The following is a 20,948-nucleotide window of genomic DNA, read 5'->3' as shown; positions in this document are numbered from 1 at the left end:
TTTAATATGATGAAAAATAGCGCTTTCAAGCGCTATTTTTTTGCTTGACGCTCTACGGTTGCTTGCTTATTGTGTCTTTACATTCAAAGAGAAATCACCTTCTTATGCACTTAACCTCACTGTTCTTTTTTGACTTCTTTTTTCTCCAATAACCTTGGAGGCATGGTCGTTGACAGAAGATAAGTCAAAAACGAACAGGAAGCCTCCCACTGGGAGGCTTTTTTACAAGGACATTTTTATGACTGAAAAGCACTATTCACTTGAAGAGATCCGCTTGCGACTGAACGAGCTTGATGATCAACTGCTAAACCTACTGGCAGAACGTCGAAAGTTCAGCATTGAAGTCGCTAAAAGCAAAGTGGAAACCGCAAAACCAGTGAGAGATGCAATACGTGAACAGCAACTTTTAGTCAAATTGATTAATACTGGTAAAGAAAAATACAATTTAGATGCTCAGTACATTACTAAACTATTTCATACCATCATTGAAGACTCCGTCTTGCTACAGCAAGCATACTTGCAGAATCTAGCCAATCCGCAACTGAGCCGTAAACCGCTGGCAAGGGTTGCTTTTTTAGGTGCTAAAGGTTCTTACTCCCATCTTGCAACCCGTGAGTACTTCAGTCGTAAAAATACAGAGTTGATCGAACTCAATTGCGATCAGTTTAAAGAAGTCACTAAAACAGTTGAATCGGGTCATGCCGACTATGGGGTATTGCCGATTGAAAATACCAGTTCAGGTTCAATTAACGAAGTGTATGATTTGCTGCAACATACTACCTTGTACATTGTCGGTGAGCTCACTTTACCGATTGAGCACTGCTTGGTCGCCACCTCTGAATTACGTTTGGAAGAGCTTAAAATCCTTTATTCACACCCACAGCCCCACCAGCAGTGCAGCGAATTTTTAAGCCGCCTAAAAGGCGTTACACTTGAAACCTGTGCGAGCACCGCTGATGCGATGCAAAAAGTACAGCAGCTTAATCGCAACGATGTTGCCGCAATTGGCAATGCCTCCAGCGGTAAACTGTACGGCTTACAATCGATCAAATCTAATATCGCCAATCAAACAGAAAACCAGACTCGCTTTATTGTTGTTGCGCGAAAACCCGTGGAAGTCTCTACTCAAATTCCAGCGAAGACGACATTAATCATGTCGACATCGCAACAAGCTGGTTCACTTGTTGAAAGCTTGTTAGTGCTGCAACGCTACGGGATCAATATGACCAAATTGGAATCGAGACCTATTATGGGTAATCCTTGGGAAGAAATGTTCTATGTTGATCTTGAATCTCATCTTGATTCCATTGAAATGCAGCAAGCATTGAATGAGCTAACAAAAATCACTAAGCATTTAAAAGTATTAGGCTGCTACCCAAGCGAAAATGTTAAACCGACCCAAGTAAAACTTCAATAATCACATTTAAGTCAAATATTTGACATAAGTCAGCTGACAGACATCAACATAGTTCATATAATGCCCAATCATTTCACACATAATTAATCACTATGTTTTGGGCTGTCAGCTTACTTTGAATTCACGGAATATATTCCACACGTCATAAGATATCTGTGACACTTTCATTGTGAACGATGCCCTTTTCCAATAAATAAGGTTCATCTACTTATATCATGATGAAAATCCATCCTTTGGCTTTAATGCTATTTCTGCTAGGCATTTCAGCGCACATTCGAAGCTCAGAGCTCAATATTTATTTGTGGGAAGACACTATGTCACCGCAAATCGTTGATCAATGGCGGCAAAGCAGCGGCATCGATATTAATCTATATCATTTTGATAATGACGATGAACGCAGTCTATTGATGGTCAAAAGTGTCCAACTGCCTTTTGATATTGTAGTGTTAGATAACGTATCAGCTCTTATCTACTCTCAGCTCAACACCTTTGAAGATCTGAGTACTCTGCCCAATAGAAAGCATAATGATACGAAATGGAATCAAGCTTGCGGTAGCCACGCCGTTCCCTACTTTTGGGGAACCGTAGGCATCGTCTACAAAAAAAGTAAATTTCCAGCCAAACCCAAAAACTGGGCTGATCTCATCGACATGCCACCAGCACTCCAAGGCCATGTTGGGATGCTTCACGATACCGTTGAAACCCTGTTGCCAGCATTGTATGCCCAACAACAATCGCCAATTACAAATAACGATAATGCACTGAAACAGGCTTATCAAAAGATGCTATCCGTGAATCACAACATCTTAACCTATGAATATATATTGAGTTACGTCCGAAGCCATCCTGACAGTGATAGCTTAGATATGGCACTCGCATACAGCGGTGACCAATTTTCATTGAATAAGTATTTTGGCAGCAATGATTGGGATTTTGTCACCCCGCAAGGCCGACCCTATATTTGGGTGGATTGTTTAGCCATCAACAGCAATTCAAAAAATAAAGAGCATGCAAAAGAGTTTATAAACCACTTATTGAGCCCAGAAGTTGCCGCAATAAATGCAAAAGATATTAAAGCTGCGACACCAAACTTAAGTGCCCTAAATTTAATGACAGATAATTACCGAAATGATGCATCATTATTTCCAAACCCAGCTTTGTTAGAACAAGGCATTATTGATAGCGAATTGCTCCCTGCCGATATTAGTTTGAGAGCAAAAATCATTAACAGTATTTTGGAACAACATGAAGCTCAACAATAGAATTCTGTTGCTGATAACACCGGTTATTCTTCTCAGTGCAGTGGCATCTAGTTACATTATCTACTCCAATCAAAAAGATGCTTTGCTGAAAAGAGAAGAAAGCTATCTTCAACTGAGTATGGAAAAACTCGCGGGTCACTTTCGTCAAACCCAATACCTGGTGAATAGCTACGCTTACACCCTAACGAAAAGCGATATCATTCGTCATTACGTTGCACATGAGCGCAACCCTTATCGAGAGTTAGAACTGGTTGATAACTTTCAGCAAACATTGGACATTCTCCAATCACAAGAGAATAATTTCATTGCGTTATCGATTTTGGATGGCAGCAAAAATGTTCTTTATTATGCCGAAAATAGTGGTGATCCCTTCGCCAAAATCGATACAAAAATTCTCAACCACATACAAGACACTTTCGATAGCACACAGAAAACCTCTTATGTTGACTATACGACAAATTCCAGCGGTGAAGGTATTCTAGTTCGGTATGATGTTTTAGATACTCAAACACTTACGACACCGCTTAGCTATAACCGCGATAAAATTTTCTTTGTTGTTGTTTTCGTCGTACTCGAACCCTTTAATCGACTGATGAAGAAAATAGAATTTGATAACCGAAGTACCATTTTTTTCACTGACGCAGCGGATATTAAAAAGGTAGGATTAACACAAACTGTTGAATTAAAATCAGATCTTTATGCCACGCTTGATCCTGCACAGTATCTAATTAACGACAAACTTTATGCCATTAAAAAACGGTTAGCGTTGTCGTTTGGAATATCGACTCTAGTGACTGTGTTGCTGCTTTTGTATTTATTATACCGATATGTAATCAAGCCCATATCCCAATTAGATCAACAATTGAAAGAAGTAGAGAATAAGCAGCGTGACAATATCGAAACTCTCAAGAGTAACGATGAAATTGGCCGGCTATCCTCTCGTTTTTACGATATGTATCAGGAGCTTGATACCACATATAAGAAAACAAAAGCACTTGCAGAATACGACCACTTAACAAAACTTGCCAATCGCCACCACTTTCAACAATCAGTAGAAAGAGTGCTAGCAAACGCAAGACACACCGATAACATCTGGGTTTTGTATATTGATTTAGATAATTTCAAATACGTCAATGATAAATATGGACATCAGGTCGGTGATGCATTATTAGTCAACTTTGCACAGCATATTGGCTCATTGCGCAACTTTTTCTTTGAAAAGTATCAAGTAAAAAGCCTAGCAGCGCGACTATCAGGGGATGAGTTTTCAATTTTTATTTCTACACCTGATAGTAGTTTTATACAAGCGGCAAGCGAATTTGCCACTCAGCTACTGATCCCATTACAAAACCAGCATAACTCACCACTCGGAAATTTCCCTATCACAGCAAGTATTGGTATCGCTACCTACCCAACCGATGGCTATACCTTAGAAAAATTATTATCTAATGCTGATACGGCCATGTATCAAGCAAAAAATGCTGGGAAGAACCAAATAGCTTACTACTCGCCAGAGCTCAATAAGGGTGTTCTGCGCAGAGCCAATATTGAGCAAGCATTACGCCGAGGTGATTTTGATCAGGAATTTAGCTTGGTCTACCAACCTTATTTAAATCGTGCTGGCAATACAGTCTCAGGATTTGAAGTTTTACTTCGTTGGGAATCCAAGCTGCTCGGTACGATTTCACCAAAAGAATTTATTCCGATAGCTGAACAAACTGGATTATTTGGCAACATTGATCGCTGGGTCGTCCGTTCAGCTTTCGAGGAGTTCCATGCACTGCAAGCAATGTTTGAACACCCTGTTCAGTTATCGATTAACCTTTCATCAGCAGAATTAAACTCTTTACAGTTAGCTCATTACATTCATAAACATGCGCAGGAAAATGCAGTTCCTCCCCATTTGATTGATTTTGAAATTACAGAAACTTTTTCTGCCAATTCAAAAGGTTTTCCACTGCTTCACGAACTATCGCATTTAGGCTACGGATTGGCGATTGATGATTTCGGTTCTGGTTACACCTCCATTACTCAATTGGTGCAATATCCAGTACAAAAAATTAAGTTCGATCGGCTTTTTTTAGATACACTCATCACCACTGACAATCACAAGATCATTAAGCCTTTGATCGAACTTTGCCACTCTCAATCAATGCAAGTCACAGCTGAAGGGATTGAAAGTAAAGAGATGCATAATTGGCTTGCTGATTACCAATGTGATTTCATGCAAGGCTATTATTTTGCCAAACCAATGCCATTAAATGCGTTGGTTTCATGGTATCAACAACAAAAAGAGTTAAACGCTGTTTATGAAAAACGTGATCATTGCCTCTCTTAACCCGGCCAAAATCAATGCAGTCAAAAGTGCATTTGAAAGTACCTTTCCGCAGGATACTTTCTCATTTAAAGGGGTGAGTGTGCCCAGTGGTGTCGCGGATCAACCGATGACAGATGAAGAAACCCATCAAGGCGCACTTAATCGAGTACGAAATGCGAAAGAGCAAGATCCCACGGCAGATTATTACGTTGGGTTAGAAGCGGGCATTGAGAATAGCGTGACTTTTGCATGGATGGTGATTGAATCCGCGACTCATCGAGGAGAATCGCGTTCAGCCAGCTTAATGCTACCACCTCAAGTATTGAAGCTGTTAAGCCATGAAAATGAGCTAGGTGATGTGATGGATAAACTGTTTGACTGCCAAAATATCAAACAGAAAGGTGGGGCGATCAGCCTGCTCACTCATAACCAGCTCACTCGCAGCTCGGTCTATCATCAAGCACTGATCCTCGCGTTAATCCCTTTTATCAACCCAGAGCATTTCCCTGCTAATTTATAAAAGGTTGGCAAACTCAAGGAACCCTTAAGACACCTTGAGTAGCAGAGCGGCTAATTGCGACTTTTCTTGTTCTGATTTACTTTTGAGCTCATTTGAGCCACGCGTAATGGTCGCAATTCCCACTCCGAGCAATTGGCTAATCTGCCGCTGTGATAACTCCCCTTTAAGTAGCTCACATAAGATGTTCGCACGCGCCACGAGCGCATCTCGCTCATCTGGGGTCATCATCATGGTGAGTAGCATTGCGTGCTGCTCTTGCTCTGTGGCTGATTTAACCAATTCCATTAGCTGCTGCCAATCAGTGTACTCAGGTTGGTGTGGCATGAATGTACTCGCAAAGTGATACGTTCCGCTATTGTAGAACTTTCACTTCGTATTGGAATTAATATTTTGTATTGAGCTCATCTTGGTTGAGAAATTCACCTTCAATCCCCATCAAATCTCGATAGTAAGTCTCAAACATCAAAATATTTTGCACATACCCGCGGGTTTCCCGAAAAGGGATCGCTTCAATAAAAGCGTAAGCATCTAACTTGCCTTGTGTTTTCTCTCGCCATTGACTGACGCGATTTGGCCCCGCATTATAAGCAGCCAATGCCAAAATACGGTTGTCTCCGTATTGTTTTAATAAGCCATTTAAATAATGGCTGCCTATTTCAATATTTTTGCCCACCTCGTATAACTCTTGTTCATCGTTATAGCTCAGCTGATATTTTTTAGCCGTATACTTAGCCGTGCTCGGCATAATCTGCATGATACCGCGAGCGCCAACGGGCGATTGAGCCTCAACATCCATTCCACTTTCTTGACGAGCAAGTGACATCAGCATAATTGGGTCGATGTCGTGTTTTTGGCCATAGAAGTTAAACCACCATTGATGGGCTAATGGAAAACGCAATTGCATGTTGTCCCACATCCGCGCCGAAATAGAGGCTGTCACAGTTAAACTATACCAACGTTGGGAGTCGGCGTAGGCCGCTAGCATCTCTTTTTCTTTTGTATCTGCACGATCGAGTAACCATTTCCATTCACTTTTTGCAGCCGCGATTTTATCTCGTTCAATCAGCTCTTGGATCCGTACTAAGGCTTTTTTATACGGCGTCAATAAATTGGGATTAAGCTTAATCGATGTACTGGGATAATTTACTGACTGTTTCACCATATTAGCGGCCGCGACACTGTAGAAATTACGTTGCCCAATCATCGCATTTAAACGTTGTAATCCTTTAGCTTCATCACCCAACGCAATATCAGCGCGCCCAAGCCAATATTGCCAACGTAAGCTGGCTTTTTCATCAGCGGGGAGCTGCTCTGTCCAGAATTTAACTTCATCCCAACGACCAACGGTCAGTGCCTTGCGGATCCTCTGCTCGAGCAAAAGACTGTTTGAGCTTTGCGCTATCACACTATCTCGCCAGTTTGCGAGTGCTTGCTCCTCGGTATCGAGCAATATTCTGGCTATATATTCTGCAATAGGACGCTGATAAGCATCCGCCAGTATTTTCTGATCGAGAAGAGTTTGGTACACACTTTGCGCAAGCTTTGCATCTTGGCGTGCTAGCTTTTCTAACGCAAATTGAATCGACTGCTGATTAAACGTGCCATCGGTGTATTGTTTAGCAAAAGTCAGCACATTTTCTGGCGAGCGGTAGAGATCGATCATCGCTTGCGCTGTCGCCTGTGATTTTGGCTTAACTAATTTTTTCTGTAAGTATTTCATTAGCGTTAAATTACGCCCATCAAACGCCAATAACATTCGTTTAAGCAACCAGTCATCGGTTAACCCGCCTTGCTCACTCCATGCGGTGAAGAGTGGATCACAAGCGTCAGAAATGCTACTGCCACTGAGCCATAGTTTTTGTGCGCCTTTGAACGCAATATCTCGCTGGCCTGTTTGGTAATACGCATTGTAGTAATGACAGCGATAAGGCTCATCATTCGGCTCCGCTTTTTGAAAATCAAGCAAGGTGGCCCATTTTCCTTTCGCCGCCAACGCATCTAAATACGGTGCTCGAATGCGGTTTGAAAACGGGAAATCTTGATGTGTATCGATAAAAACCTGAACCGCTAATGGCGGTTTGTTACCAATATCGACCAGCAGAGATCGATAATCCAGATAAGGCGTCAATGGATAGTTTTTGATCTTATTTCTAATTTTTTTAGCTTCATCAACTTTATCTTCATCAAACCACCTCTGAGCTTGATCGTACAGATCTCGTTGACTATCCAAGTCCTCTATTGCGCCTGAAAACGCGGTGCCGCACACCAAGGAGCTCAACGCTAATATTGATGATAACAATCGCTGCGGTCTTATAAAATGCATGAGCGCCATGTGCTCTCGTCCTATCCAAAGCAAGGGAATTTCCGTTTCATTACGCTGATTCTAGATAAAAAAGTAAAGGCCATAGATGTAAATAATATTAAATTCATAAAAGTGCGACATATGAACTTAGTAACTTAATGTTTCGTTACTTTTTTATCGATGAAAAACATCATCTAAGCTCTAAAAATTAGGTACCTAGTAACAAATGCGATCGCTTTGGTATAAAATGAGCACTTTCTTCTGTTACTAAGATTAGGAACAATCGGCAATGGCTGAATACGTATATACCATGTCGCGGGTGAGTAAAATTGTCCCGCCTAAGCGTCAAATTCTCAAAGACATCTCTCTGAGCTTTTTCCCTGGAGCTAAAATCGGTGTTTTAGGTCTCAATGGTTCAGGTAAATCCACCCTGTTACGTATCATGGCTGGCATCGATACTGATATTGATGGGGAAGCACGCCCGCAAGCAGGATTGAAAGTCGGCTACTTGCCTCAAGAACCAGTACTGGATGAATCAAAAACCGTGCGTGAAGTGGTGGAAGAGGCCGTTTCTGATGTGGCTGGCGCACTAACTCGCCTCGATGCTGTTTATGCGGCATATGCAGAACCCGACGCCGATTTTGATGCGTTAGCCAAAGAGCAAGGTGAGCTCGAGGCTCTGATTCAAGCCAAAGATGGCCATAATTTAGAGAACGCTTTAGAACGTGCGGCCAATGCACTTCGTCTACCAGAATGGGATGCTAAAATCGCCGTTTTGTCTGGTGGTGAGCGCCGCCGTGTGGCGATCTGCCGTTTGCTACTTGAAAAACCAGACATGCTGCTGCTTGACGAACCAACCAACCACTTAGACGCGGAATCTGTTGCTTGGCTAGAGCACTTCCTTGTCGACTATTCAGGCACAGTCGTCGCCATCACCCACGACCGCTACTTCCTTGATAATGCTGCTGGTTGGATTTTAGAACTTGACCGCGGTGAAGGCATTCCTTGGCAAGGTAACTACACCTCGTGGCTCGAACAGAAAGATGAACGCTTAAAGCAAGAATCATCTCAAGAGAGTGCTCGCCAAAAAACGATTGAAAAAGAGCTGGAATGGGTTCGTAAAAACCCGAAAGGCCGCCAAGCAAAATCAAAAGCACGTATGGCACGCTTTGAAGAACTTAATAATACTGAACATCAAAAACGTAATGAAACCAACGAACTCTTCATCCCGCCGGGCGAACGTTTAGGTGACAAAGTATTGGAAGTTCGTAACTTAACCAAATCGTTTGGTGATCGTGTACTGATTGATAATTTATCATTTAGCATGCCGAAAGGAGCGATTGTCGGCATCATCGGTGCTAACGGTGCGGGTAAATCAACGCTGTTTAAAATGCTAAGTGGCGTAGAGCAACCAGATTCTGGTGAAATTGAATTGGGTGCAACCGTGAAATTAGCCTCGGTTGATCAGTTCCGTGACAGCATGAACGACAAAAATACCGTCTTCCAAGAGATCTCTGAAGGGGCGGATATTATCAAGATCAACAATTTTGAAATTCCTGCGCGTGCTTACTGCTCTCGCTTTAACTTCAAAGGCGTCGATCAACAAAAAGTGCTCGGTCAGCTATCGGGCGGTGAGCGCAACCGTGTTCACTTAGCCAAATTGCTTAAAGCTGGCGGCAACGTCCTATTACTCGACGAACCAACCAACGATCTGGATGTTGAAACGCTACGCGCATTGGAAGAGGCGCTGCTGGAATTCCCTGGTTGCGCCATGGTTATCTCGCACGACCGTTGGTTCCTAGACCGTATTGCGACCCACATTCTGGACTACCGTGATGAAGGTGAAGTGAAATTCTATGAAGGCAACTACAGCGAATACACTGAGTGGTTAAAACAGACGTTGGGCGCTCAAGCGGCTGAACCACACCGCATTAAATACAAGCGTATGACCAAATAACTCTGTATTTGAAGTCTCTGGCCGCAATCTATTGCGGCCTTTTTGTTACTTGTACATCACGCATCACACAACAAGATGCAGGATTCGCGACACTGCCTTCAATTAGGTCTAAACTTAATGGGTATAATTTTTCAATGATCGATACAGAGCCGAAGCTGGCACAAGTCAACGCTCAACAAGAGAGAGTACCATGATTGAAAGACGTCGCTTTTCACGCATCATCTATCAGATGCCTGCCACCTTATTGCAAGGTAAACATACCGTCACCACAACGATTCAAGATTTGTCGCTGCATGGGCTATTGCTCTCATGCCCTGACGCGGACAAATTAGTGCTCAATGAAATGGCACAAGTCCATTTCACACTGCCAGACAGCGATGTCACTATTAATCTAGTCGCCAAGTTGATCCACATTCAAAACAACATTATTCGTGTCAGCATCAATCACATTGATATTGAAAGTATTGGCCATTTGAAACGTTTAGTTGAATTGAACATGGGTGATGAAAGTTTGCTCCATCGCGAACTGGAATACTTGTCTGATTTAGGGGATGAACCGGAAGAATGAGCGGCGGCCGTATTCACAACAACCGCACTCGCCGTTCAGACAGCCTTAAACACGATGAATGGCATCGTTCGCTTGTTTTAACAGGTTTTGACTTTCAAGCATAAATTGTTGTGAATAACTGCCAAACCAATCACTCACTTTGCTAAAGTTTTCCACAAAAGCTTGCTTCTCATGCCCGTCAAGTAAGGTTAACGCCTCACCAAAACAAGCATGAAAACGTTTTATCATCTCAACGTTCTCTTCCGATGAGAAAATGATATCGCCATACAAGTGAGGGTCTTGACCAAAAAGCCGTCCAACCATCGCCAGTTCTAAACGATAAATCGGTGAACTCAGCTGCAGTAATTTTTGGATATTCGGATTTTCTTTAGAAAGATGTAAACCGTATACAAACGAAGTGAAGTGACGCAGTGCTTGGATCAAGGTCATGCCGTGATCGTGTTCTGCGGCATCAATCTGGCACAAACTCGCTCCCCATATCGAAAACTGTTTTAGCAACCACTGATAACTCGCTTCTCCTCGCCCATCGCAATAGACGATCACTTGCTTGGCCATACTAGGGACATCTGGGCCAAACATTGGGTGTAATCCAACCACTGGGCCAGAGTGTGTTTTAAGCATCGCCTGTAGCGGCTTAGACTTAATCGATGTGAGGTCGCACAAAATACAATCGGCAGGCAAATGAGCAAGTTTTTCAATCACACCGACGGTTAAGTGAATAGGAACCGTCACCACAACCAAACCGGCATCATGCAGTATCTCATCGGCTTGATGCCAATCTTTACTGCCTAATACTTTCACCTGATAGCCCGACAGTTTGAACATACGGCCAAATAAGCCACCAAGTTGACCATGACCGCCAATAATCACCACAGAGCGCAGCTCTGGGTTTAAGCACTTAAAGCCAGAATCCTTTTCACTGGCATAAGATTCACGCATAGTACGGCGCAAAATATCTTCAATCAGTTGTGGCGGGACGCCTTTTCTTTCCGCTTCAGCGCGGCGAGAAGCCAGCATCGCCGCTTCTCGATCGGGAGCATAAATCGGTAGACCATGTCGGCTCTTGACTTCCCCCACCTTTTCAACCAAAGCTAATCGGCGTGCAAGCAGCTCGACCATTTGTTTATCGACAGCATCAATTTGATCACGTAATTCGTTAAGTTCAACAGCCATGGCACTTCCCTTTATTCACCTTTTTTTAGGCGATTTTCTAAGAACGGAACGAGCTCTTGATGAGCATGTCGTAATAGTGCCTCAGTTGATGGCCAATTAATACAGGCATCCGTAATCGATACACCGTATTCCATTTCGTTGCGAGGAAGGTCAGAAGATTGATTACCTTCATTGAGGTGACTTTCAATCATCAAGCCAATAATAGACTGATTTCCTTCACGAATTTGATGAATCACATCTTCAGCGACTAACGGCTGACGACGGTAATCTTTACGTGAATTAGCATGGCTGCAATCCACCATTAACGAGGCATCCAATTTATGTTTTGCCATCTCTTGCTCACACTCGGTGACCGACACTGAATCGTAGTTGGTTTGCTTACCGCCACGTAAAATGACATGCCCATTTGGGTTGCCTTGAGTGGTAAGTAAGGCCACTTGCCCTTCACTATTAATGCCCATAAAGCGGTGGCTGGATGACGCCGCCTGCATCGCATTGATTGCCGTTGCTAAATTGCCATCGGTGCCGTTTTTAAACCCAATCGGCATCGACAAACCACTTGCCATTTCTCGGTGTGTTTGGGATTCCGTAGTGCGTGCACCAATCGCAGCCCAACTGAATGTATCGGCTAAATATTGAGGGCTGATCGGATCAAGCGCTTCGGTCGCCAGAGGGATCTCCATCTCCGCTAGCTCAACTAACAATTGACGACCAACGTGTAAACCATGTTCGATATCAAAACTGCCATCAAGATGAGGATCGTTAATCAGACCTTTCCAGCCAACCGTTGTACGCGGCTTTTCAAAGTAAACACGCATGACAATGTACAGTTGATCACTCAACTGCTCTGAGAGTGATTTCAAGCGCTTTGCGTACTCTTTTGCCGCATCAATATCATGAATAGAGCAAGGACCGCACACCACCAGTAAACGGTGATCTTTTTTATGGATAATATTGGCAATTGTCTGACGAGAGTGTTGAATGAACTGGCGAGCTTGATGACTGAGCGGCAGCTTAGCTTTTAATTGTTCCGGAGTGATCAGCACTTGCTCATCACTGATATTAATATTACTTAGTTCACTTTTTTGCATCTCATCACCTGTAATTATTTGTTTACAAAAAATCTTATTGCATACCTAAACACCAATAAAAGACAAATTAACAGGCTTTAAAAACATTTCAAGTGTAAATTTAAAAAAACATTATGTGTAAAAATAAAATTACATGTGTATTTATCTTCTATTAAAGCAAAAAATATAAGATGACGCGTATTTTATTCTCTCTATCTCACCTAAAATAGTGAGGATGAATCGTAAATCATACCCAAAGAGATTGGTGTTACAGTCTGGCCATCCGTACATAAATCCTAATGTATATAGAAAACTCTACGCTTAGGAAAATGAACAAAGCCAATACCACTGTAGCTTCAAGTGAAAAGGGGATCACCAAACCAACGGGTTTTTGACATGGATTTAATTCTTTCCTTACTGCAACAGATGTGTGTTTACCTCGTTCTCGCTTATATGTTGAGCAAAACACCCATTTTCTTGCCGCTGCTTAACATTTCCAGTCGAATTAGCCACAAAATCAGTACCTATGTTTTGTTTTCCCTCTTTTGCATCATGGGCACCTATTTTGGTTTGCAGATCAACGATGCGATTGCCAATACGCGGGCGATAGGTGCCGTCATGGGTGGGTTATTTGGTGGCCCCATTGTGGGGTTTGCGGTTGGATTTACTGGCGGTATGCATCGCTACACTTTAGGCGGTTTTACCGATGTGGCATGCGCCATTTCAACCACTGCAGAAGGATTGATTGGTGGATTGCTGCACACCTATTTACTGAGAAAGGGCAAAGGGCGACTCCTGTTTAGCCCCAGTATTGTTTTTGCCGTAACACTGTTTGCTGAAATAGTGCAAATGTTGGTAATTTTGTTAGTCGCTAAACCGTTTGTTGATGCATACGCCTTAGTCTCGACCATCGCCGCGCCCATGATCATCGCTAACTCAGTCGGCGCGGCGCTATTCATGAGCATTTTACAAGACAGAAAAACCATTTTTGAAGAGTATTCCGCCACCTTTTCTCGTCGCGCACTGAATATTGCTGAGCGTTCAGTTGGCATTTTGGCCAACGGTTTTAATCCACACAATGCAGGTAAAGTCGCTCGAATTGTTTACGAAATGACCAATGTTGGCGCGGTATCGATCACCGATAGAGAAAAAATACTCGCGTTTATCGGTATTGGTGACGATCACCACAAACCCAATACACCCATCTCTTCACAAAGTACACTCGATGCGATCACCAAAAACCGCATTATTTACCTCGACGGAAAAGATTCCCCTTATCAATGCTCACTCTCTAAAAACTGCAAACTCGGTTCAGCTCTAATTATTCCACTTAGAGCAGGTGATCGCGTAATTGGAACCATAAAGCTGTACGAGCCGAAGCGTAAACTTTTTTCAACCATTAACATGTCAATGGCGGAAGGGATTGCACAATTACTGTCGAGCCAAATTCTGTACGGCGAATACCAACAAAAGCAGATGCTGCTTTCTCGCGCCGAGATCAAACTGCTGCATGCTCAAGTCAACCCTCACTTTCTGTTTAATGCGCTCAATACCATTAGTGCCATCACCCGCCGTGATCCCGACAAAGCGCGAGAACTTATCCAGCATCTTTCGCACTTCTTTCGTAGTAACCTCAAACAAAATATTGAGACCGTAACTCTTAAAGAAGAGTTAGCACATGTCAAAGCTTACTTAACCATAGAGCAAGCGCGTTTTGCCGATCGCCTTGAAGTGGATATTGCCATCGATGATGCATTACTGCTTGAGCGCAATGTACCCAGTTTTACTCTACAGCCACTGGTAGAAAATGCGATAAAGCACGGCACCTCTAACTTATTAGAAGGCGGACGGGTACGAATCTACAGCCAAGCGCAAACGGAAGGATACAAAATTGTAGTGGAAGATAATGCGGGCAGTTACCAAGCTCCGAATGAAGATTACGATGGTTTAGGCATGCAAATTGTCAATAAACGCTTAACTAATAAATTTGGCGAACAAGCCGCACTAAAAACGGAAGTATTGGCTAATCAATACACACGAATGAGCTTTCTCATTCCTCATCAAGGATTTAACTAAGGGAATAACATGCTATCGGCACTGGTTATTGATGACGAACTGCTCGCTCGGGAAGAACTGACTGAGCTACTAGAAGAGACGGGCGATGTTGATGTGATTGGTCACGCCAGTAATGCGATCGAAGGGTTAAAAAAAATCAATCAGCTAAAGCCAGACGTGGTGTTTCTCGACATCCAAATGCCACAAGTTACTGGCATTGAGCTGCTAGGGATGCTTGACCCAGATACGATGCCCAATGTGGTGTTTGTCACCGCTTATGATCAGTATGCGCTGCAAGCGTTTGAGGAAAATGCGTTTGATTATCTACTCAAGCCAGTTGACCCTGAGCGCTTAAAGAAAACGCTGCAACGTTTAGTTCGCCAAGGGCAAAAAAAGCAGGATTTTTCGATTTTATCACCAGCAGGGTTAGATCAAGTTCCCTGCATTGGATTAAATCGAATTGTGATCATTGCCACCAAAGATGTCGAGTTTGCTTTGAGCGACATCAGTGGTGTTCATGTGCAAACTCATTTACAACGAGCCACCAGCCAATTAACGCTCAAAATTTTGGAAGAAAGAACGCCACTGGTTCGTTGTCACCGCCAGTATTTAATCAATACTAGGGCCATTAAAGAGATCAAATTATTGGACAATGGGCTGGCGGAAATCATCACCCTTAGTGATCACAAAGTGCCCGTCAGCCGACGTTATCTAAAAAATTTAAAAGAAGTTCTGGGTTTTCACTAACCGCAACGAATAGAAAATAACGGCGCTGAAGCTTTCACGCACAGCGCCATTTTTTTACTCACCAAGCAGTCGTTTCATCGCTTCTGAGGCTTGTTTCCACTGTTCAGTGCTTTGCAGTTGAGGAAGATTAAAAGCACGACGTTTGAGTAGAGACTCAGCCGCTGGCACATCCAAAATCGGCAAATTATCCAATACTTCAATTTGAGCTGCGCGTTGATTGCACACTAAAATCATGTCACATCCAGCGGCTAGCGATTGATGCGCGCGCTCGGCAGGACCGCCCATGACAGATGCCCCTTCCATTGTTAAATCATCAGAAAAGACTAATCCTTTGAACCCTAACTGCTGGCGAAGTACTTGCTTCAACCAAAACGCAGAGCCGCTGGCAGGTTGATCATCATAGTGAGGATAAATCACATGCGCAGGCATCATGGCATCGAGCACTCCGGCTTCAATCTGCGCTTTGAATATTGCCATGTCCTCTTCCATCACCGTGCTGCGCTCATCATAGGGCGTCTCAAGATGCGAGTCAGCGATTACCCCGCCGTGACCGGGAAAGTGTTTACCTGTTGTTGCCATGCCAGCCTCTTTCATACCTTGCATATAGGCTGAACTGTGGCGAATGATGCTCTGTACATCATCACCAAAAGCACGATTACCAATCGCTTTACACGCATGACCTTTATCCAATACAGGAGCAAAGCTGAGATCAATATCATGAGCAATCAACTCCGCCGCCATCAGCCAGCCACCTTGGCGAGCTAATGCTTCACCATTATTCTGCTTGGCATACTGCTGCGCGGCAGGGATCAGCGAAAACCCATCACGAAAACGCTGTACTCGCCCACCTTCTTGATCGACACCAATTAAAATCGGACGTTTTGCTGCATGGCGAATCGCTTTATTAAGCGCAAGCAACTGCGCGTTATCGTGATAATTACGCGCAAAAAGAATGACCCCGCCGACAGTGGGATGCTCAAGAATCTCTTTGTCTTCAGCGCTCAATTCACAGCCTGCCACATCTAGCCACAACGGTCCCATGCTCACTCCAAAAATTTACTTAAACAGTTAATTTAACGAGGTTATTCGCTTTGAATTTCTATTACAATGATTTTGTTTTCGAGTTGAAGGAGAAGCGAATGAAGAGCATTGAACGCTACATTGGTGTGATGTCTGGCACAAGCATGGATGGTGTCGATACAGCGCTGGTCGAAATGGATGGCAACCAAATTCGTTTATTGGCTCACGCTGATTTCCCAATGCCAGAAGATCTCAAACAGCGTTTGCTGAATGTCTGTATTGGGCAATCAACCAATGTGCAAGAGATTGGCGAGTTAGACCACTTGCTCGGCCATCTGTTTGCTGATGCAGTCATCGCTTTACTGGCTCAATCAGGCTATCAAGCGTGCGATATTCGCGCGATTGGCTGCCATGGCCAAACGGTTTTTCATCAACCCAACGGTAATACGCCTTTTACGATGCAACTCGGTGATGCCAATATCATCAGCAACAAAACTGGCATCGACACGGTGGCTGATTTTCGTCGCAAAGATATGGCGCTCGGCGGCCAAGGAGCTCCATTAGTCCCTGCATTTCACGACACCATTTTCAAATCAACCGATTCGAGCGTTGTAGTACTCAATATTGGCGGCATCGCTAATATTTCGGTACTGCGGCCGCAGCAAAAAGTATTAGGCTACGATACGGGCCCGGGCAATATATTGATGGATGCGTGGTGCTTTGAACAGACAGGCCATAAATTTGATGATAATGGCATGTGGGCGAGATCGGGAAAGGTACACCAACCACTACTCGAACGTCTCAATCAAGAGCCGTACCTTGCTTTGAATGCACCGAAAAGTACGGGTCGCGAGCTGTTTAATCTCCCTTGGCTTCAGCAGATACTGGCTGAGTTTTCGTTAGCAGCAGAAGATGTGCAACGTACACTCTGTGAATACACAGCACTCACCATCGCCACGCAAGTCGCACACTACCAATGTGGGCCAGCGCCGGAATTACTGCTGTGTGGGGGAGGCGCCCGTAACCCGCTATTGGTTGAACGTTTGCAGGCCCATTTAGCACACTGGCGCATCATGCCCACCAGCGATAAAGGGGTGGATAGTGACTACATGGAAGCAATGGCTTTTGCTTGGCTTGCTCAACGTCGTCTGCATAATTTACCCAGCAATCTACCAGAAGTAACCGGAGCAAGCGCTCTCGCTTCGTTGGGTGTGGTCTATTTTACTCATTAATAAGTAAGGAATGGTATGACTAATGACGCGCTGCTCTCTGCGCTTTCTCACCTTATTTCCGAAGGTCGCAACCCTGACACAATGGATATTGACCTACTATCAGCACAAGAAATTGTAGAACGGCTCAATCAACAAGATAAGCACGTTCCGCTGGCCGTCGAAAAAGTCCTTCCAGAGATCGCCTTAGCCGTGGATCGAATTACCTATGCATTCAAACATAGTGGTCGATTAATCTACATTGGCGCAGGAACCAGTGGTCGATTAGGCGTTCTTGATGCGTCAGAGTGCCCTCCAACATTTGGAGTTAGCGATCAGATGGTGATTGGTTTGATTGCCGGTGGGAAAGAGGCCATGTTCAGTGCTAAAGAAGGGGCGGAAGATTGCGCAGAACTCGGCATTCAAGATCTCAAAAGTATTCATTTTACGGATCAAGATGTGGTTGTTGGCATTGCCGCTAGTGGGCGCACACCTTATGTCATCGGTGCCTTGGAGTATGCTAATGATTTGGGCGCGACAACCATTGCCCTATCATGTAACCCGGATTCCCCGATTGCAGAATTGGCGCAAATAGCCATTAGCCCTGTCGTTGGGCCAGAAGCTCTGACCGGTTCAACGCGCTTAAAATCAGGTACAGCGCAGAAGCTGGTACTCAACATGCTCACCACCGCTAGCATGATCCGTCTTGGTAAGAGTTACCAAAATTTAATGGTAGATGTTAAGGCCACTAACCGAAAACTCATCGCCAGAGCGGTGCGAATTGTGATGCAAGCAACCGACTGTGAACGCGCTGAGGCTGAATACTTATTAGCCCAAAGCAACAACAATGTAAAAGTAGCGATATTGATGCACTTGACGGGGTTAAGTTATGCAGAAGCTATGGATAAATTGACTGAGTCTGATGGTTTTCTTCGCCGGGCAATGGAAAGTGAACACGAGAGCCACTAGTGGCTCTGGCTCTGTTTGATCAACGAGACGACTATTTCACCTTCCGTAGGTAAAAACTCCTGAATAGAATGGTGCATCTGGATACGGCCTTTGACGTTCACCATAAACAGTGGCAAAACAAAATGTTCTTTGTTCTGCTGGAGATAATCTTGGTAGGTGAAACTTTCGCTCAGTTTTGTGTGCTTAATGTCTGCACCTTGGTTGATCAAACTGGCTAATTTTTTATAACTCACTTCACCATTAAAAAGTGATAAACCGTGATATTCCTGAGCCACTTTGTGTTTATCGCTACTATTATCATTGGCATGATCGTTCAAACAAAATACGCGTTTTTCACCGAAATCACTGAGAAAATGCATGCAAGCCATAATATTGAAATGCTTATCAGGGCTAAGTGCAACCACATGACCAATACCAATCAAATCTAAATATTCATCGGCGTGGCTTGATATCGGATTACCATAATAATTGGCTAGCCCCACCATTCGCGCCTGACTAATGTAGTCCCAGTTAGAATCGGTGAGCACAACGCGACAATCATATTTCGCAAACGCCTTTCCAAGCGCTCGAGCGACGTCATTCGCACCAATAATCAAAAAACCACGCGGAGCAGGTTCTGCCACCTTCAATGCCATTGCAATAGGACGCGCCGTCGCACTTTGTAAAATCACCGTTCCAATAATGACCATAAACGTTAAAGGCACTAATAGTGTCGCTCCCTCTACACCTGCCGCTGTCAGTTTGATAGCAAATAGAGAAGAAATAGAAGCAGCCACAATACCGCGAGGCGCCACCCAAGCCAAAAAAGCTTTCTCTTTGAAAGATAATGAGCTGCGCACGGTTGCAATAAAAATGGACATCGGACGGGAAACTAACTGCATTACCACCAACAACAGCAATGCACTCCACCCTAATGCTTGGAAATCAGCCAGCTCGATGCGTGCAGCCAAAAGGATAAAGAGGCCAGTGATTAGCAAAATAGTCAGGTTTTCTTTGAAATGAAGAATATGCTGAATATTGACGTTTTTAGCATTTGCCAGCCACATCCCCATCACCGTCACCGTCAGTAAGCCAGACTCTGACTCGATAGCGTTAGAAGCGGAAAAGACGCCAAGTACCACAGCCAATACAGCAAAAGGCTGTAAATATTCAGGCAACATGCCTCGCTTCAATATGACAGCGACGGCTTGGCCAGCAGCCGCTCCTATACTTAAACCAACACCAATAATTAAAGAGAAAACGTATAAGCTATGCGCTTCACTGCTAGAGATAATAAACTCATACACCATCACCACAAACAGTGCACCCAACGGGTCGATGAGTATTCCTTCCCAGCGCAATATATTGGAAAGTCGAGCATTTGGCCGCACGGTACGTAGCAGCGGTACTATGACGGTCGGCCCGGTAACTACGGTCAAACTGCCAAACAGCAGCGCAAGTGACCAATCAAAGTCCAATAAATAATACGACGCAACGCTGGTTATTCCCCATGAAACTAGGGCTCCAAGCGACACAATGCTCCACACAGTGTGGTTGACGCCGCGAATATCTTTGAAGTTGAGTGTGAGGCTACCCTCAAACAAAATCACCGCAACCGCAAGAGAAATCAAAGGGAATAATAATTCTCCCAATAGCTGCTGAGGTTCTAACCACCCAGTCAACGGACCAACGACAATGCCCGCAATTAATAAAAATAAAATAGCAGGAAGACGCAACTTCCATGCTAACCACTGGCACGTCAAACCAAGAACGCCAATGGCTGCAATAGCTAAAGCAATAAACTCTTCATGCATATATTTTCTCTAATAGCGATATCTTAAATGGATAACCCATCAATAGGTGGGTTAATTAGTGAACTCATTCCAACCCCGTTGCCATTCCATGCGAAAGCGCTGTGCTTGCTCGGTTCCTTCGCACGCACCTTCATAATATAGTCCTGACAATCCAATTTGATAGGCGAAATTGGGGTTACAATACTCGCTTAGCCCTTTAACGTATCCCGCTTCGTAATCAGCTTGTTGCACCGACCCCAGCTCAGAAAGCTTTTTATAGCTGCGCTGAGTATGACCTGTGACTCCATCTTGATAACCAATTTGTTGCCAATCTCCGTTTTGTGCTAATTCAGCATCAGAGGCCGCACACCCAACCATCAATATAGCAGCGCACAATACACTTAATTTTTTCATTGTTGTCCTTAAGTTCTTATTTTCATTCAATTAGCCTAGCAGATTGCTTGTAAGATGCCACTCATTGCCTCCCAGCAGCAAAGCATTATTGATCCAGATGATGAGACGAGCCCTAAACCACTTATTGTGTGAAATAGCCACTTAACTGGCTATAGTGCCGCTCACTGGAAAAGCAGA

General features: G+C 43.9%; 17 protein-coding genes and 1 other annotated feature. Of the genes, 10 read left to right on the top strand and 7 right to left on the bottom strand.

Annotated elements, in window-relative coordinates:
• Window positions 1–107 precede the first annotated feature (107 nt).
• Window positions 108–226: a sequence feature (Phe leader region), on the top strand.
• Window positions 227–238: 12 nt separating this feature from the next.
• The 4 genes from pheA (at window position 239) to yjjX (ending at window position 5,516) form a co-directional block, all read left to right on the top strand.
• Complete coding sequence (gene pheA, locus AACR75_RS10945; protein ID WP_026028348.1) at window positions 239–1,417, top strand: prephenate dehydratase; 1,179 nt, start codon at window positions 239–241, stop codon at window positions 1,415–1,417.
• Between the two features lie 215 nt (window positions 1,418–1,632).
• The gene (locus AACR75_RS10940) at window positions 1,633–2,679 is read left to right on the top strand and encodes a polyamine ABC transporter substrate-binding protein (protein ID WP_047690217.1); all 1,047 of its coding nucleotides are present in this window, start codon (window positions 1,633–1,635) and stop codon (window positions 2,677–2,679) included.
• The gene (locus AACR75_RS10935; protein ID WP_047690214.1) at window positions 2,663–5,017 is read left to right on the top strand and encodes a putative bifunctional diguanylate cyclase/phosphodiesterase; all 2,355 of its coding nucleotides are present in this window, start codon (window positions 2,663–2,665) and stop codon (window positions 5,015–5,017) included. The genes AACR75_RS10940 and AACR75_RS10935 overlap by 17 nt, the downstream gene beginning before the upstream one ends.
• Window positions 4,989–5,516 carry an inosine/xanthosine triphosphatase gene (gene yjjX / locus AACR75_RS10930; RefSeq protein ID WP_017048829.1) on the top strand — a complete coding sequence of 176 codons (528 nt, stop codon included), beginning with the start codon at window positions 4,989–4,991 and terminating at the stop codon, window positions 5,514–5,516. Before AACR75_RS10935 ends, yjjX begins: the two co-directional genes overlap by 29 nt.
• A gap of 24 nt (window positions 5,517–5,540) precedes the next feature.
• On the opposite strand, the gene trpR is transcribed toward yjjX, so the two are convergent.
• Together trpR and AACR75_RS10920 are read right to left on the bottom strand one after the other, a co-directional pair.
• Window positions 5,541–5,840 (bottom strand): trp operon repressor, encoded by a 300-nt coding sequence (trpR, locus tag AACR75_RS10925; protein WP_013857539.1) that lies wholly within the window; start codon window positions 5,838–5,840, stop codon window positions 5,541–5,543.
• 58 nt (window positions 5,841–5,898) lie between these two features.
• Window positions 5,899–7,848 (bottom strand): transglycosylase SLT domain-containing protein, encoded by a 1,950-nt coding sequence (locus AACR75_RS10920; protein ID WP_047690212.1) that lies wholly within the window; start codon window positions 7,846–7,848, stop codon window positions 5,899–5,901.
• Between the two features lie 259 nt (window positions 7,849–8,107).
• Between AACR75_RS10920 and ettA the strand changes: the two genes are divergently transcribed.
• Window positions 8,108–9,775 carry an energy-dependent translational throttle protein EttA gene (ettA, locus tag AACR75_RS10915; RefSeq protein WP_010319161.1) on the top strand — a complete coding sequence of 556 codons (1,668 nt, stop codon included), beginning with the start codon at window positions 8,108–8,110 and terminating at the stop codon, window positions 9,773–9,775.
• Window positions 9,776–9,965: 190 nt separating this feature from the next.
• Window positions 9,966–10,343, top strand: a complete 378-nt coding sequence (locus AACR75_RS10910) for a PilZ domain-containing protein (protein WP_013857542.1) — start codon at window positions 9,966–9,968, stop codon at window positions 10,341–10,343.
• 45 nt (window positions 10,344–10,388) lie between these two features.
• Here AACR75_RS10910 and tyrA read toward each other — a convergent pair whose 3' ends face one another.
• Both tyrA and AACR75_RS10900 read right to left on the bottom strand, forming a co-directional pair.
• On the bottom strand, window positions 10,389–11,516 hold the full coding sequence (tyrA, locus tag AACR75_RS10905; RefSeq protein ID WP_047690210.1) for a bifunctional chorismate mutase/prephenate dehydrogenase: 1,128 nt from the start codon (window positions 11,514–11,516) through the stop codon (window positions 10,389–10,391).
• A gap of 11 nt (window positions 11,517–11,527) precedes the next feature.
• Window positions 11,528–12,607: a 3-deoxy-7-phosphoheptulonate synthase gene (locus AACR75_RS10900; RefSeq protein ID WP_047690207.1), complete on the bottom strand. Its 1,080-nt coding sequence runs from the start codon at window positions 12,605–12,607 to the stop codon at window positions 11,528–11,530.
• A 375-nt stretch (window positions 12,608–12,982) separates the two neighbouring features.
• Here AACR75_RS10900 and AACR75_RS10895 point away from each other — a divergent pair, with 375 nt between their 5' ends.
• Entirely contained in the window at window positions 12,983–14,662 is a 1,680-nt protein-coding gene (locus AACR75_RS10895; RefSeq protein WP_026027451.1) for a sensor histidine kinase, read from the top strand.
• A gap of 9 nt (window positions 14,663–14,671) precedes the next feature.
• A complete protein-coding gene (btsR, locus tag AACR75_RS10890) occupies window positions 14,672–15,388 on the top strand; it encodes a two-component system response regulator BtsR (RefSeq protein ID WP_017047891.1) in 717 nt (238 codons plus the stop codon).
• 54 nt (window positions 15,389–15,442) lie between these two features.
• Here the strand turns inward: btsR and nagZ are convergent, their stop codons facing one another.
• On the bottom strand, window positions 15,443–16,429 hold the full coding sequence (gene nagZ, locus AACR75_RS10885) for a beta-N-acetylhexosaminidase (protein WP_038220500.1): 987 nt from the start codon (window positions 16,427–16,429) through the stop codon (window positions 15,443–15,445).
• A 98-nt stretch (window positions 16,430–16,527) separates the two neighbouring features.
• On the opposite strand from nagZ, the gene AACR75_RS10880 reads away from it, so the two are divergent.
• Both AACR75_RS10880 and murQ read left to right on the top strand, forming a co-directional pair.
• The gene (locus tag AACR75_RS10880; protein ID WP_047690203.1) at window positions 16,528–17,640 is read left to right on the top strand and encodes an anhydro-N-acetylmuramic acid kinase; all 1,113 of its coding nucleotides are present in this window, start codon (window positions 16,528–16,530) and stop codon (window positions 17,638–17,640) included.
• A gap of 15 nt (window positions 17,641–17,655) precedes the next feature.
• Entirely contained in the window at window positions 17,656–18,585 is a 930-nt protein-coding gene (gene murQ / locus AACR75_RS10875) for an N-acetylmuramic acid 6-phosphate etherase (RefSeq protein ID WP_047690201.1), read from the top strand.
• On the opposite strand, the gene AACR75_RS10870 is transcribed toward murQ, so the two are convergent.
• Both AACR75_RS10870 and AACR75_RS10865 read right to left on the bottom strand, forming a co-directional pair.
• On the bottom strand, window positions 18,582–20,378 hold the full coding sequence (locus AACR75_RS10870) for a cation:proton antiporter (protein ID WP_047690198.1): 1,797 nt from the start codon (window positions 20,376–20,378) through the stop codon (window positions 18,582–18,584). The two genes, murQ and AACR75_RS10870, sit on opposite strands and share 4 nt — an antisense overlap.
• Window positions 20,379–20,429: 51 nt before the next feature.
• On the bottom strand, window positions 20,430–20,771 hold the full coding sequence (locus AACR75_RS10865) for a DUF2799 domain-containing protein (protein ID WP_017046293.1): 342 nt from the start codon (window positions 20,769–20,771) through the stop codon (window positions 20,430–20,432).
• Window positions 20,772–20,948 lie beyond the last annotated feature (177 nt).

Origin of the sequence: Vibrio sp. ZOR0018 (assembly GCF_963865925.1) — a bacterium.
In the GTDB taxonomy this organism is placed as follows: Bacteria; Pseudomonadota; Gammaproteobacteria; order Enterobacterales; family Vibrionaceae; genus Vibrio; species Vibrio anguillarum.
Note: the sequence above shows the minus strand (reverse complement) of the source record. Positions and strands in the feature narration are given on the sequence as shown.

Coding starts and splice junctions, on each gene's coding strand:
- AACR75_RS10880 (WP_047690203.1), top strand. CDS start 16,528: ATGAAGAGCATTGAACGCTACATTGGTGTGATGTCTGGCACAAGCATG.
- AACR75_RS10900 (WP_047690207.1), bottom strand. CDS start 12,607: ATGCAAAAAAGTGAACTAAGTAATATTAATATCAGTGATGAGCAAGTG.
- AACR75_RS10910 (WP_013857542.1), top strand. CDS start 9,966: ATGATTGAAAGACGTCGCTTTTCACGCATCATCTATCAGATGCCTGCC.
- AACR75_RS10870 (WP_047690198.1), bottom strand. CDS start 20,378: ATGCATGAAGAGTTTATTGCTTTAGCTATTGCAGCCATTGGCGTTCTT.
- AACR75_RS10940 (WP_047690217.1), top strand. CDS start 1,633: ATGATGAAAATCCATCCTTTGGCTTTAATGCTATTTCTGCTAGGCATT.
- trpR (WP_013857539.1), bottom strand. CDS start 5,840: ATGCCACACCAACCTGAGTACACTGATTGGCAGCAGCTAATGGAATTG.
- murQ (WP_047690201.1), top strand. CDS start 17,656: ATGACTAATGACGCGCTGCTCTCTGCGCTTTCTCACCTTATTTCCGAA.
- nagZ (WP_038220500.1), bottom strand. CDS start 16,429: ATGGGACCGTTGTGGCTAGATGTGGCAGGCTGTGAATTGAGCGCTGAA.
- pheA (WP_026028348.1), top strand. CDS start 239: ATGACTGAAAAGCACTATTCACTTGAAGAGATCCGCTTGCGACTGAAC.
- AACR75_RS10895 (WP_026027451.1), top strand. CDS start 12,983: ATGGATTTAATTCTTTCCTTACTGCAACAGATGTGTGTTTACCTCGTT.
- AACR75_RS10865 (WP_017046293.1), bottom strand. CDS start 20,771: ATGAAAAAATTAAGTGTATTGTGCGCTGCTATATTGATGGTTGGGTGT.
- ettA (WP_010319161.1), top strand. CDS start 8,108: ATGGCTGAATACGTATATACCATGTCGCGGGTGAGTAAAATTGTCCCG.
- AACR75_RS10935 (WP_047690214.1), top strand. CDS start 2,663: ATGAAGCTCAACAATAGAATTCTGTTGCTGATAACACCGGTTATTCTT.
- AACR75_RS10920 (WP_047690212.1), bottom strand. CDS start 7,848: ATGGCGCTCATGCATTTTATAAGACCGCAGCGATTGTTATCATCAATA.
- btsR (WP_017047891.1), top strand. CDS start 14,672: ATGCTATCGGCACTGGTTATTGATGACGAACTGCTCGCTCGGGAAGAA.
- tyrA (WP_047690210.1), bottom strand. CDS start 11,516: ATGGCTGTTGAACTTAACGAATTACGTGATCAAATTGATGCTGTCGAT.
- yjjX (WP_017048829.1), top strand. CDS start 4,989: ATGAAAAACGTGATCATTGCCTCTCTTAACCCGGCCAAAATCAATGCA.